This is a genomic window from Azospirillum sp. B510 (genome assembly GCF_000010725.1).
In the GTDB taxonomy this organism is placed as follows: domain Bacteria; phylum Pseudomonadota; class Alphaproteobacteria; order Azospirillales; family Azospirillaceae; genus Azospirillum; species Azospirillum lipoferum_B.
In genome coordinates, this window is the sequence record NC_013857.1 from 308,120 (window position 1) to 321,874 (window position 13,755).

At 69.8% G+C, this 13,755-nt stretch carries 10 protein-coding genes; 5 read left to right on the forward strand and 5 right to left on the reverse strand.

The features are described from left to right. Positions 1 to 47: 47 nt before the first annotated feature. From AZL_RS25865 to AZL_RS25880, 4 genes are read left to right on the forward strand one after another with little or no spacing between them, the layout of a single operon-like run. Positions 48 to 1,532 (forward strand): multicopper oxidase family protein, encoded by a 1,485-nt coding sequence (locus tag AZL_RS25865; protein ID WP_148219645.1) that lies wholly within the window; start codon positions 48 to 50, stop codon positions 1,530 to 1,532. Then, entirely contained in the window at positions 1,525 to 2,793 is a 1,269-nt protein-coding gene (locus tag AZL_RS25870; RefSeq protein WP_247894497.1) for a di-heme oxidoredictase family protein, read from the forward strand. Before AZL_RS25865 ends, AZL_RS25870 begins: the two co-directional genes overlap by 8 nt. A gap of 51 nt (positions 2,794 to 2,844) precedes the next feature. After that, positions 2,845 to 3,960 carry an imelysin family protein gene (locus AZL_RS25875; protein WP_012977379.1) on the forward strand — a complete coding sequence of 372 codons (1,116 nt, stop codon included), beginning with the start codon at positions 2,845 to 2,847 and terminating at the stop codon, positions 3,958 to 3,960. 2 nt (positions 3,961 to 3,962) lie between these two features. Continuing rightward, positions 3,963 to 5,153 (forward strand): DUF1513 domain-containing protein, encoded by a 1,191-nt coding sequence (locus AZL_RS25880; protein WP_012977380.1) that lies wholly within the window; start codon positions 3,963 to 3,965, stop codon positions 5,151 to 5,153. A gap of 34 nt (positions 5,154 to 5,187) precedes the next feature. On the opposite strand, the gene fghA is transcribed toward AZL_RS25880, so the two are convergent. Together fghA and AZL_RS25890 are read right to left on the reverse strand one after the other, a co-directional pair. Then, on the reverse strand, positions 5,188 to 6,039 hold the full coding sequence (fghA, locus tag AZL_RS25885) for an S-formylglutathione hydrolase (RefSeq protein ID WP_012977381.1): 852 nt from the start codon (positions 6,037 to 6,039) through the stop codon (positions 5,188 to 5,190). A gap of 99 nt (positions 6,040 to 6,138) precedes the next feature. Next, entirely contained in the window at positions 6,139 to 7,257 is a 1,119-nt protein-coding gene (locus tag AZL_RS25890) for an S-(hydroxymethyl)glutathione dehydrogenase/class III alcohol dehydrogenase (RefSeq protein ID WP_012977382.1), read from the reverse strand. 134 nt (positions 7,258 to 7,391) lie between these two features. Here AZL_RS25890 and AZL_RS25895 point away from each other — a divergent pair, with 134 nt between their 5' ends. Then, positions 7,392 to 8,291: a LysR family transcriptional regulator gene (locus AZL_RS25895; protein ID WP_012977383.1), complete on the forward strand. Its 900-nt coding sequence runs from the start codon at positions 7,392 to 7,394 to the stop codon at positions 8,289 to 8,291. A gap of 101 nt (positions 8,292 to 8,392) precedes the next feature. Here the strand turns inward: AZL_RS25895 and AZL_RS25900 are convergent, their stop codons facing one another. The 3 genes from AZL_RS25900 to ptsP all read right to left on the reverse strand — a co-directional run bounded on the left by AZL_RS25900 (position 8,393) and on the right by ptsP (position 13,735). Then, positions 8,393 to 10,156, reverse strand: a complete 1,764-nt coding sequence (locus tag AZL_RS25900) for a fructose-specific PTS transporter subunit EIIC (RefSeq protein ID WP_012977384.1) — start codon at positions 10,154 to 10,156, stop codon at positions 8,393 to 8,395. An 85-nt stretch (positions 10,157 to 10,241) separates the two neighbouring features. After that, positions 10,242 to 11,207, reverse strand: coding sequence for a 1-phosphofructokinase (gene pfkB / locus AZL_RS25905; protein WP_173380525.1), 966 nt, complete (start codon positions 11,205 to 11,207; stop codon positions 10,242 to 10,244). After that, entirely contained in the window at positions 11,204 to 13,735 is a 2,532-nt protein-coding gene (gene ptsP / locus AZL_RS25910) for a phosphoenolpyruvate--protein phosphotransferase (RefSeq protein ID WP_012977386.1), read from the reverse strand. The genes pfkB and ptsP overlap by 4 nt, the downstream gene beginning before the upstream one ends. Positions 13,736 to 13,755: the final 20 nt, after the last annotated feature.

Here is a 13,755-nt window from a genome sequence, read left to right on the forward strand (position 1 = left end):
GCCGGAGCCGGCTCCTTTCCTGCCTTATGTCTTTCCGGACCACCGTCATGCCGCATCACCCCGCCGCCCCGCTGTCCCGCCGCGTCCTCCTTCAGGCCGGGGGTGCCGCCATCGCGGCGACGGCGCTCGGTGGAACCGGCCTCAGGGCGCCCGATGCCGGCGCGCTGAAACCCGGCCTTGCCCTCCCGGCGGCCGTCACCGCCCCCGGCGACCTCGTCGAGGTCGAGCTGGTCGCCAAGCAGCGGATGCTGCGCATCTTGCCGGAGCCGGCCGAACCATCGCCGCTGATCACCTACGCCGACCAGTTCCCCGGCCCGATCATCCGCATGCGCAAGGGCCAGCGGTTGCGCGCCACCCTGGTGAACGGGTTGGACGAGCACACCTCGATCCACTGGCACGGCATCCGCCTGCCCAACCTCGAGGACGGCGTCCCCTATCTGACCCAGCCGCCGACCAAGCCGGGCGAGCGCCATGTCTATGAATTCACCCCGCCCGATGCCGGGTCCTTCTTCTTCCATCCCCATTGCAACACGGTGGAACTGCTGGGCCGTGGCCTTGCCGGCGTGCTGATCGTCGAGGAGCCGGACGCGCCGAAATTCGACGCCGACCTCGTCTGTCTGATCAAGGACTGGCAGTTGGACAAGACCGGCAAGTTCGGCGCCTTCATGACCGACCGCGGCGCCTCGCGCGCCGGCACCTTCGGCAGCGTCTCCACCGTGAACGGCGCCATCGAGCCGGTGTTCGAGGTTCCCGCCAACGGCGACATCCGCGCCCGCCTCTACAACATCGACAGCACCCGTGTCGTCGACCTGCGGGTCGAGGGAGCGGATGCCTGGATCATCGCGGTCGACGGCAACCCGTTGCCGCCGCGCCCGCTCGACGGCTGGCAGATGGGACCGGCGATGCGCATCGACGTGCTGTTCCGCGCCCCGGCCAAGGCCGGTCAGACTCTGCAGCTGACCAACGTCTATGCGGCGGAACCCCGGCCGCTCGCCATTTTCCGCTCCGTCGGCCCCGCCCGGCCGAACAAGCGCTTCAAGCCGCGCGCCCTGCCCGCCGCCGCCATTCCCGAGCCGGACCTGAAGGACGCGCCGATCATCCCGATGGCCTTTTCCGCCACGGCGGTGGCGCAGAGCTTCGATGCGCCGGTGCTGGCTGGCCTGCCTTATGCCGACGCGCTCTGCCTGTCGACGAAGACCTTCTGGGCGATCAACCAGCAGAGCTGGCCGGAAGGCGGACATGAGCGTCTGCCGCCGCCGATGGCGACGCTGGAGAAGGGCCGCAGCTACATCTTCGAACTGGCCAACCTGACGCCGCACCTGCATCCGATCCACATCCACGGCTACACTTTCAAGGTGCTGTCCTCCGACAGCCGCAAGGTGGTTCCCCACCATGCCGACACGGTGCTGCTGGAACCGAAGGAACGGCTGCGCGTCGCCATCAAGGCCGACAATCCCGGCGACTGGATGTTCCACTGCCACATCATCGAACATCAGGACACCGGCATGATGGGATATATCCGCGTTGCTTAATCCGCTCCCCGCCACCCTGGCCGCTCTTTTCCTTTTCATCGCCCCCGCCGCCCAGGCCGCCGACAGCCTCGACAACCGCATCGGCGAGGCGCTGTTCCGCCGCATGTGGGTGGCGGCCCCCACGGCGACCCAGGCGGCCGACGGGCTCGGCCCCCTCTACAATGCGCGATCCTGCGCGACCTGCCATCCAAGGGGTTTCGGCGGCCGCCCGCCCGATCCGGCGGTGAAGGGGGACCAGGGCGTCGGCTATGCGATCAAGCTGAACAACGATCCGGTCTATGGCCGGCAGATCCAGTCCAACGCCATCCTCGGGCAGGTGATCGAGGGCCGTCCCCGCGTCACCTATCGTGAGGAGACGGTGCGCTTCCCCGATGGCGGGACGGTGCGCCTGCGCCGCCCGACGCCCGTCGTCGAGGATCTCGGCTATGGCCCGTTCGCCGAGGCGACGGCGATGTCCGCCCGCGTGCCGCCGCGCGTCCACGGCATGGGGCTGCTGGAACGCATCCCGGCGGAGGCCATCGAGGCCGAGGCCGCCCGGCAAGCCGCGGGCGGCGGTCCCGCCGCCGGCCGGGTCAATCATGTGACGGTCGATGGCGTGCGCCAGATCGGCCGCTTCGGCTGGAAGGCGATGCACCCCACGCTGAACCACCAGGATTCGGAAGCCTTCAGCCTGGACATCGGCATGTCGACCCCGGCCTATCCGGAGCCCTGGGGCGACTGCACCCCGGCGCAGACCGCCTGCCGCAGCGCGCCCCATGGCGATTCCAAGCAGTTCGAAGGGCTGGAGATTCCCAGCACCATCATCGGCCTGATCGACGGCTATCTGCGCGACCTCGCCCCGGACGGCGGCCTGGAGGCGCCGAAGGACAAGGCCGGCACGGCCCTGTTCGCCGATACCGGTTGCGCCGCCTGCCATCGGCCGTCCTGGCGCACGGCGGAGGATCCGGCGCAGCCGGCCCTGTCCAACCGCGACATCTTCCCGCACAGCGACATGCTCCTGCATGATCTTGGTCCCGGACTTGGCGACCAGGTGCCGATGGGCGAGGCCAACGGGTCGGACTGGCGCACCACGCCACTGTGGGGCCTGAACCGGCTGGCGGCGAAGGACGGCGAGTTGTCGCTCCTGCATGACGGGCGCGCCCGCAGCGTGACCGAAGCGATCCTGTGGCATGGCGGTGAGGCCCAGCAGGCCAGGGACCGCTTCATGGCGCTGCCGGGGGACGAACGGAAACAACTGGTGCGTTACGTGCTGGGTTTGTAAAGGAAGGGTGGGGGCTTCGATCCATGCCAGAGGCAGAAGGGATTTGATCGTATGCGACGCCGCATAGTGCTTGGACTGATGTCGGCCGCCGCCGCCGTGGCGGCCCTGCTGCCCCGCAGCCCGGCCTTCGCCGCCCGCCAGTCGGACAAGGACGCCGCCTTCCTGGGCGGCATGGTCGGCACCCACGCCCTGCCGCGCTTCGATGCGCTGGTTGCCGCCGCCGCCGCCTATGCCGACACGCTCGACCGTTTCGCCGCCGGCCCCACCCCCGCTGGGCTGGAGGAGGCACGCACGGCCCACACCAAGGTCACCGATGGCTGGGCCCGCGTGCAGCATCTGCGGCCGGGGCCGCTGACCATGAATCTGCGTGCTGACCGCATGTCCTTCTGGCCGGAGCGGCCGGGTGTGGTCCAGCGCCAGATCGGCCAGATCCTGCGCGACCATGATCCGAAGCTGTTGCAGCCGGGCGCTCTCGCCCGCCAAAGCGCCGCGGTGCAGGGGCTGACCGTGCTGGAGCGGCTGCTGTTCGACGAGGGCGTCACCGCCGACGGCTTCACCGGCAGCGACGCCAAGCAGTACCGCGCCCAGCTGGCCGCCGCCGCCGCCCGCAACATCCTCGTCATCGCGACCGAAGCCCGTGACGGCTGGAAGGAGCTGGAGGCGCCGCTCGCCACCGGGCGGCCGACCGCGCTCGGCCAGACCGCATCGGAGGCGGTCAACACGCTCTATGCCTCCGCCATCACCGCCATGCAGGTGGTGATCGACCAGAAGCTGCTGGCCCCGCTCGGCACCGGCATCGAGGATGCCAAGCCGATGGTGGTGGAGGCGCTGCGCAGCGGCCGGTCGCTGCGCAACATCGTGCTGAACCTGGAAAGCTTGCGCGCCCTGCTGATGGGCGAACATGGCGGGCCGGGCTTCGTCTCGCTGCTGCCCGCCAATGATGACGGCGCCACCGCCAAACAGGCGATCGACGAGAGCTTCGCCGCCGCCGTCGGCGCGGTGGAGGCGATCCCCGGCCCGTTGAACAAGGCGGTGACCGACCCCGCCGCCCGCAAGAAGACCGAAGGCGCGCTGCGGCTGGTCAAGGCGGCGCGGGTCGAGATGCTCGGCACGCTGGCCCCGCTGCTCGACATCACGCTGGGCTTCAACGAACTGGACGGAGACTGACGATGGCGGTCAAGGCTGGGGCGGTCAAGGCTGGGGCGGTCAGGACCGGCACGGTCGATCGCAGGAACATCCTGGGGCTTTTCGCCGGCCGGATCGTGAGCGGACGGGTCGCCGGCGGACGCATTCTCAGTGGATTGCTGGCGGTGCTGACCGGCAAGGCCCATGCGGGGAACGCGGGCACGATCTACCTCAACGCCTACGCCACCGCCGGGGCGGAGCCGAGCTTCGGCGTCGCGGCGCTGGATCCCACCGGCAGACTGCTGTTCACCACCGCCACTCCCGGCCGCGCCCACGCCATCATGCCGCGCCCCGGCATGGCGGAGGCCGTGGTCTTCGCCCGCCGGCCCGGCCGCTGGTTCCAGACCCTGTCGCTGGCGGACGGCACCCCAGGCCCGGTGGTGCGGGCGCCCGACGACCGGCGTTTCACCGGCCATGGTGATTATTCCGCCGATGGCCGCCTCCTCTACGTCGCCGAGGATGATGTCCCGCGCGAGGAGGGCGCCATCGGCGTCTATGACGCCACCGACGGCTACCGCCGCGTCGGCGTGATCCCCACCCATGGGCTGGGACCGCATGAACTGATCCTGATGCGCGACGGCACGACGCTGGCGGTCGCCAATGGCGGGGTCATCACCCACCCCGACACCGGTCGCGCCAAGCTGAATCTCGACAGCATGGACAGCTCGCTGACCTATGTCGAGGCGGCCAGCGGCAGACTGCTCGACAAGGTCCGCCTGCCGGAGGAGCACGCCAACCTCGGCATCCGCCATATCGCCTTGCTGGATGACGGCGGCGTCTGCTTCGGGGTGCAGGACGAGCGGCCCATCGGCATGCTCCAGCCCCTGACCGGCGCCCACCGCCCCGGCAGCGGTGCCGTCCGCCTGTTCGACGCGCCGGAGGATGTGCTGTCGCGCATGCAGGGCTATATCGGCAGTGTCGCGTCCGATGGCAGGACTGTGGCGGCCAGTTCGCCGATGGGCGGTGTCATCGGGCTGTGGAATGCCACCGATGGAGCCTGGCTGGGCGCCACCGCCCTGGCCGACGGCTGCGGTTTGGCGCCGAATGGCGAGGGATATCTGGCGTCCAGCGGGCTCGGCGTGATCGAACCGCTATCGACCAGCGCCGAAGCGGGGCCGGAGCGCAAGTCGCCGGCCTTCCGCTGGGACAACCACCTGACGCGGCGGGTGGTTTGAGCCTCCAGCCACCCTTCCGGTCGCCGATCAGCCCCTACCCCGCCAGTGCCGCCGCGTGGTGGCGCAGATGGTCCTCGATGAAGCTGCTGATGAAGAAATAGCTGTGGTCGTAGCCCGGCTGCATCCGCAGCGTGACCGGGTGCCCGATCTCCTCGGCCACGGAGACCAGGGCCTGGGGCTTCAACTGCGCCTCCAGAAAGCCGTCGCGGTCGCCCTGGTCGATCAGGATCGGCAGCCGTTCCGTCGCCTTGCGCATCAGGGCGCAGGCATCCCACTCCAGCCAGCGCTCCCGATCCGGCCCCAGATAGCGGCCGAAGGCCTTCTCGCCCCAGGGAACCGCCGCCGGGTTGACGATGGGGGCGAAGGCCGACACCGCCTTGTAGAAGCCCGGATGCTTCAGCGCGCAGACCAGCGCGCCATGGCCACCCATCGAATGGCCGGCGATGGAACGCTTGCCGGTGACCGGGAAATTCGCCTCGACCAGCGCCGGCAGTTCCCGCGTCACATAATCATGCATGCGGTAGTGGCCCGCCCAGGGCCGTTCGGTGGCATCGACATAGAATCCGGCGCCGAGCCCGAAATCCCACGCCCCGTCAGGATCGCCCGGCACCCCTTCCCCGCGCGGGCTGGTGTCGGGGGCGACGATCGCCAGCCCCAACTCCGCCGCCACGCGAAAGGCGCCGGCCTTCTGGGTGAAGTTCTCGTCGGTGCAGGTCAATCCTGACAGCCAATAGACCACCGGCACCTTGGCACCGGATTCCACCTGCGGCGGCAGAAAGACGGCGAAGGTCATCGCGCAATCCACCGCCGCCGACTGGTGCCGCACCCGTTTCAGCCAGCCGCCGAAGACGCGGGTTTCCGACAGGGTGGTGAGGGATTCGGACATGAACACGCCTTTTGATTGTCGATAACCTTTACGGCCGATGGCGGGAACGCTCCCTCCCCCCGGAACCGGAGGAGGGAGCGTTCCGCGTTGCTGGCCGCCTTACTGATTGTAGAGGATGACCGAGCGGATGCTCTTGCCTTCATGCATCAGGTCGAAGGCGTGGTTGATCTCCTCCAGCCCCATGGTGTGGGTGATGAAGGTATCCAGCTCGAACTCGCCGCGCAGGTAGCGCTCCACATACTCCGGCAGTTCCGACCGGCCCTTGACGCCGCCGAAGGCGGAACCGCGCCAGACGCGGCCGGTGACCAGCTGGAACGGACGGGTGGCGATCTCCTCCCCGGCGCCGGCGACGCCGATGATGACCGACTCGCCCCAGCCCTTGTGGCAGCATTCCAGTGCGGCCCGCATCACCTTGACGTTGCCGATGCATTCGAAGCTGTAGTCAACGCCGCCATCGGTCATCTCGACCAGAACCTCCTGGATCGGGCGGTCGAAGTCCATCGGGTTGACGACGTCGGTGGCGCCGAGCTGCTTGGCGATCTCGAACTTCGACGGGTTGACGTCGATGCCGATGATGCGGCTGGCCTTCGCCATGGTGGCGCCGATGATGGCCGACAGGCCGATGCCGCCCAGGCCGAAAATGGCGACGGTCGAGCCCGGCTCCACCTTCGCCGTGTTCATCACCGCACCCATGCCGGTGGTGACGCCGCAGCCGAGCAGGCAGACCTTCTCCAGCGGGGCCGCCTTGTTGATCTTGGCGAGCGCGATCTCCGGCAGCACCGTGTATTCGGAGAAGGTCGAGGTACCCATATAATGGGCGATCTCCTTGCCCTTCAGCGAGAAGCGGCTGGTGCCGTCCGGCATCAGACCCTTGCCCTGGGTGGCGCGGATCGCCTGGCACAGGTTGGTCTTGCCGGACAGGCAGAATTTGCACTTGCCGCATTCCGGGGTGTAGAGCGGGATGACATGGTCGCCGACGGCGACGGAGGTAACGCCGGGGCCGACCTCCACCACCACGCCGCCGCCCTCATGGCCGAGGATGCAGGGGAAGACGCCTTCGGAATCCTTGCCGGACAGCGTGTAGGCATCGGTGTGGCAAACGCCGGTGGCGACGATGCGGACCATCACCTCGCCGGCCTTGGGAGCGGCCACCTCGACCTCTTCGATCTCCAGCGGACGGTTGGCTTCCCAGGCGACGGCGGCGCGCGACAGAACCATGTGGGTTTCCTTCCCCAAGTCGAATGGCTTTTAGGAGCAATAGTATAGACGCCACCGGTCATTGCCAGAACGGCGATTTCCGGAATAGATTTCTGCCGTATGGGGATAATTGGTCGGGACAGGGGCGGATCGCCATGAGTGGCTGGGACGGCATCGACGAGTTCGTCGCGGTGGCGGAAAGCGGCAGCTTCTCCCGCGCGGCGGAGCGGCTGCGCGTCTCCTCCTCCCATGTCAGCCGCGCGGTGGCGCGGCTGGAGGACCGGTTGCAAGCCCGGCTGTTCTACCGCACCACCCGCAAGGTCAGCCTGACCGAAAGCGGCCGCGCCTTCCTTGACCGTTGCCAGCGGTTGGCGGAGCAGCGCGACGACGCCTTTCTGGCGGTCGGGGCCTTGCAGGGCGGCGGCGACAGCGAGGTGAAGGGTCTGCTGCGCATGACCTGCGCCACGGCGTATGGCGAGCAGTTCGTCATGCCGCTGATCAACGACCTGATGGAGTGTCACCCGCAGCTGAGCATCGAGGTGGAGTTGACCAACCGGCAGCTCGATCTGGTGCAGGAGGGCTATGATCTGGCGATCCGCCTCGGCCGCCTCAGCGAATCGAGCCTGGTGGCGACGCGCATCGCGCCGCGGGCCATGCATCTGTGCGCCGCTCCGGCCTATCTGGAGCGCCACGGCGTTCCCGACAGCCTGGCCAGCCTCGCCACCCATCAATGCCTGATCGGCACCTCCGACCATTGGCTGTTCGACGACAACGGCACTGATTGGCTGTTCCGCCCGCGCGGCCGGTGGCGCTGCAACAGCGGCTTCTCGGTGCTGGACGCCGCGCTGCGCGGCTTCGGATTGTGCCAGTTGCCGGACTATTACGTGCGCGGGCCGGTCGCCGAGGGACGGCTGGTGTCCCTGCTCGACCGCCACCAGCCGCCCAACACGGCGGTGTGGGCGGTCTATCCGCAGAAGCGGCATGTGCCGGCGAAGGTCCACGCGGCGATCCGCCACCTGAAGGACGGGCTGGCGCGGCGGGCGGAATACCGGTGAAGGCCGGCGCGGACTTCTCCCAGAAAAAAGGCCCCCCTCCCCGCGGGGGCGGAGAGGGGGCAAGGTCGGGAGGACGTCCCGAGAGGAAAAGGGAGAGAGGATCAGGCGTGCGCGCCGGCTCCCTGGACCGAGGTCTTCGGCGCGGCGGCGGCGGTGATCGGCTTTTTCAGGATGCGCAGGGCGACCGCCGTCACCACGGTGCCGACCACCAGGGCCACGACATAGCCCAGCAGATGGCTGACCGCGTTGGGGATCGGCAGGACGAAGATGCCGCCATGGGGAACCTTCAACTCGGCCCCGACCGCCATCGACAGGGCGCCGGTCAAGGCACCGCCGATCATCAGCGACGGGATGACGCGCAGAGGGTCGCGGGCGGCGAAGGGGATGGCGCCTTCGGTGATGAAGGCGATGCCGAGCACGGCGGCGGCGTTGCCGGCCTCGCGCTCCTCAGGGGTGAAACGGTCGGCGAACAGCTTGGTGGCGAGTGCCAGACCGAGCGGCGGCACCATGCCGGCGGCCATGGCGGCGGCCATCGGGGTGTAGACCTGGGAGGCGATCAGGCCGGTGGAGAAGGCATAGGCCGCCTTGTTGACCGGGCCGCCCATGTCGAAGGCCATCATCGCCCCGATCAGCAGGCCGAGCAGGATGGCGCTGCTGCCCTGCATGCCCTTCAGCCAGTTGCTGAGCCAGGCCAGCGCCTCGGCGACGGGGGTGCCGACGACATAGATCATCAGCAGGCCGGTCAGCAGGGAGCCCAGCAGCGGCAGGATCAACACCGGCTTCAGGCCTTCGAGGTTGCGGTGCAGCTTGATGTTGCGGTTGAGGAAGTCGGTGCCGTAGCCGGCGATGAAGCCGGCGACGATGCCGCCGAGGAAACCGGCGCCGATGCTGCCGGCCAGCATGCCGCCCACCATGCCGGGGGCGATACCGGGGCGGTCGGCGATGGAATAGGCGATGTAGCCGGCCAGCGCCGGAACCATAAGGGCGAAGGCCCCCTTGGCGCCGATCACGAACAGGGCGTTGCCCAGCGTGCCGGCATGGGCGTCATCATAGACGTAGATGCCGCCAAGCGCGAAGGCCAGTGCGATCAGCAGGCCGCCGGTCACCACGAAGGGCAGCATGAAGGACACGCCGGTCATCAGGTGCTTATAGGGGCCGGTGCGCTGGGCGGCCCGCTCCGCCTTGCCGGCGGCGACGGCATCGGCCAGCGGAACAGCGGCGCCATGCATCCTCGCCTCGGCCAGGGCGCGGTTGACCAGGGCCTTGCCGTCGTTGATGGCGGGCTTGGTGCCGCTCAGGAATACGCGCTTGCCGGCGAAGCGGGACAGGTCGATCTGGGTGTCGGCGGCGATCAGGACGATGTCGGCCTCGCGGATTTCCTCGTCGGTCAGCGTGTCGCGCGCACCGACGGAACCCTGCGTCTCGACCCGGACCTTGTGCCCCAGGGCGGTCGCCGCCTGCTGGATGCCCTCGGCCGCCATGAAGGTGTGGGCGATGCCGGTCGGACAGGAGGTGATCGCGACGATCCGGCGCGGCGCCAATGCCGCGGCGGACGGGACCGGTGCGGCGGCCAGCAGCTTGTCCAGCACGGCGCCGGCATTGCCCAGCACCTCGTCCAGCGAGGCGGGGACGCGCTTCAGCGTCCCGAATCGTCCGTCATCCAGATCCCCGCCGCCGACGAGGATCACCCCGTTCGCGGCGGGCAGCGCCGCGGAGTCGAGCGGGGACTGGATGCCGAGGCTGGTGCGGATCTCCACCTGGATGCGGTGGCCGGATGCCGCCGCCGCCTTTCGCAGGGCCTCGGCCGCCAGAACGGCCTGGGTGGTGAGGTCACCAGCCGCGATCACGGCCAACAGGTTCGCCATTGTTTCCTCCTGGCGGGTTCGTCCCGCGCCTGTCACTGTGTTGAAGCCAAGTCCGATACCATCGGCGCAATCAGTCAAGTCCGGGTCAACACCATCTCAGCACCACTTCGGCGGCAAGCGACCGAACAATCGCAGGATCGGGCAGGTTGGGCCCGAAGCAGCCGAGCTTGGCGGCGGCGAAGGCCACCGACAGCCGGGCCACCTCGTCGAGATCGCCCCCCTGCTGGAAGGCGGCGATCAGCCCGGCGACCATCGCGTCGCCCGCCCCGACGGTGCTGAGCGCGTTGACCGGCGGCAGCCGGCCATGCAGGGCGCGGGTGCCATCGACGAACAGCGCACCGTCCGCCCCCAGCGACACCACCACCACCGCCACGCCACGTCGCTGAAGCCCGCGCGCGGCCTCCAGCAGGTCCGTATCGGTCGGCAGCGGTCGGCCCGCCCAATCCTCCAGCTCGTGCCGGTTGGGCTTGATGCAGAAGGGCAGCGCGCCGGTGGAGGCCAGCGCCGCCGCCAGCGGCGCTCCGCTGCTGTCCAGCACCACGCGGGCGCCGGCGGCGGCGAATTCGGCGGTCAGGACGGCATAGGCATCGTTGGACAGCCCTTCGGGCAGACTGCCGGCGAGCAGGACCAGCGTTCCCGGTTCCGCCAGGCTCCGCACCGTCTCCCGCACCTTCGCCAGCGCGCCGGCTTCGGCGCTCAGGCCCGGCAGATTGATGTCGGTGGTGTCGTTGGCGGCGAGATCGGCGATCTTGATGTTGACGCGCGTCTCGCCCGGCTGGCGCAGGAAGGCGTCGGCGATGCCCTTGGCCTGGAACAGCGCCTCGAACGGCGCGGCATTGCCGGCGCCGAGCAGGCCGGTGGCGACCACCGGCACGCCCCAGTCGGCGAGGCAGCTGGCGACGTTCACGCCCTTGCCGCCGGCATTGTGGCGCACGGCCTTGGCGCGGTGGACGCTGCCCGGCTTCAGCGCCTCGACCGTGATGGTCTGGTCGATGGCCGGGTTGAGCGTGACGGTGACGACGGGCATGCCCGTCCCGGTCGGAGCGGTCATGACGCTTCCCCCTCCAGCGCCCGCACCTCGTCGGACGACTCGCAGTCCAGGGCGCGCTGGGCGAGCGCGCGCAGATCGGCAAGGCTGCTGTCGCGCAGGCGGTCCTTGACGCCGGGAATGTCCCGCGGGGTCATCGACAGCTCGCGCACGCCGAGGCCGGCCAGCAGGGCGGCGCCGAACGGGTCGCCGGCGATGCCGCCGCAGACACCGACCCAGCGGCCATGCTTCTCCGCCCCTTCCACCGTCAGGCGGATCAGGCGCAGCACCGACGGATGCAGGCTGTCGGCCTCCGCCGCCAGTTCCGGATGCTGGCGGTCGATGGCCAGCGCGTATTGCGTCAGGTCGTTGGTGCCGATGGAGAAGAAATCGACATGGCGGGCCAGGACGTCGGCCTGGATCGCGGCGGCGGGCACCTCGACCATGATGCCCAACGGCACCGCCGGAGCGTCGAGTTCCGCCTGGATGCGGTCGCAGACCGCCCGCAGCGCTTCGATTTCACGCAGCGTGGTGATCATCGGGAACATGATCAGCAGCGCACCCGGCTTGGCGTCCTTGGCGGCGCGGTAGAGGGCGCGCAGCTGCGGCTCCAGCAATTCCGGATGGCGCAGCAGAAGCCGGGCGCCGCGCACGCCGAGGAAGGGGTTCTCCTCATGCGGCAGGTGCAGATGCGGCACCTGCTTGTCACCGCCGATGTCGAGCGCGCGGACGATCAGCGGACGGCCGTCCAGCGCCGCCAGCATGGCGCTGTAGGTCTGATACTGCTCCTCCTCGCCGGGGGCGTCGCCGCGCTCCAGGAACAGGAACTCGGTGCGCATCAGCCCGACGCCCTCGGCCCCCTGGGACAGGGCCATCGGCACCTGATCCGGGCGGTTGACGTTGGCGCCGATCTCCACCATGTGGCCGTCGCGAGTGCGGGCGGGCAGGCCGCGCCGCTCCTCCTGCTGGGCCTTCTTGACGCTCTGTTCCTCGATCCAGCCATGGGCGGCGAAAAGGTCGCTTTCGGCGGGCTCCAGATACAGGCGGCCGGATTGGCCGTCGAGGATGGCGATGGTGCCGTTGGCGATCCCGGTCAGAGCACCACCGCCCGCCACCACCGCCGGCAGCCCCAGCGTGCGGGCCAGGATCGCGGTGTGGGAGGTCGGGCCGCCTTGCGCCGTCGCCAGACCGATGACCCGGCCCATGTCGAGCGCGGCGGTGTCGGACGGCGACAGGTCGTCGGCGACCAGGATGCAGGGGGTCTCTGGCAGGTCGCGGATCGAGCCGCCATGCAGGTCCGGATCGATGCGGGTCAACACGCGGCGGCCGACGTCGCGCAGGTCGGCGGCGCGCCCGGCCAGCACCGGATTAGGGTTGGCGGCCAGCGTCGCGGCGTTGCGCTCGACCGCCTCGTTCCACGACCAGCCGGGTCCATGCCCCTCCACCATCAGCTGGCAGGCCAGCGTTATGACATCGGTATCGTTCAACAGCTCCGCCTGGGCGGCGAAGATGCCGGCCTCGGCCGGTCCAAGACGGCGGGCGGTGTCGTCGGCCAGCGCCTTCAACTGCTGGCGGGTCAGATTCAGCGCCTCATGCAGGCGGTTGCCGCCCTCCAGCAGCGGGGCCGGACGGTCGGGAACCGTCAGCTCGGCCTTGGGCATCACATGGATCGGACCGATGGCGAGGCCGGGGCTGGCGCCGATGCCGGCGATCACCGGCATCTCACGCCCGGTGGCGGCCGGCGGGGTCCAGCCCTGCACCACGGCCTTCGCCTTGCGCGCCGCGGCGGCGGCGTCCGCCTTCTCACGCGCGGTCAGGCCGCTGATGGTCGCGCGCAGCCGGTTCAGCGCGGCGCGCGCGTCGGGGCCGTCCGTGGAAACGGTGACGCGGTCGCCGGCACGCAGGCCGAGTTGCAGCAGGGCGACCAGGGTCTTGCCGTCCGCCACCTCCCCGCCATGGCGGACACGCACCCGGCCGGCGGCGGCGCGGGCGGTCTCGACCCAGGCGGCGGCGGGACGGGCATGCAGGCCGGTCGGGTAATCGACCACCCACTCGAAGCTCTCGGCAAGGTCGGCGGCGTCGGTGACGGGTGCGGCCGGAGCGGCGGCTTCGTCCGACAGGGCGGCGATCAGGTCGGCGGCGTCACCGGTGGTGAACAGGACGTTCAGCCGCTCCTCGTCCTGCATCAGGCGGGTCAGTCGGCGCAGGATGGCGATATGGGCATCGGACTGGGCCGCGATGGCGACGATCAGGCGGGCCGTCTGACCCTCGTTCCAGACCACGCCGGCCGGCACCTGTAGGATGGCGATGCCGTTGCGGCGGACCAGATCGCGGTCGTCCACCATGCCGTGCGGAATCGCGACGCCGTGGCCGAGGAAGGTGTTCGCCACCGTTTCCCGGCGGATCATGCTGTCGGCGTAGGCGGGATCGATGCAGCCCGCGGCGATCAGCAGCTGCGCCGCCTCGCGGATCGCCGCCTCCTTCCCAGCCGGGGCGGCGCCCAGGCGGATCAGGTCCGGGGGAAGGCTCAAGGGGTGCGTGTCGGTGGCCATGGCGACCGTCTCCTCCGCGT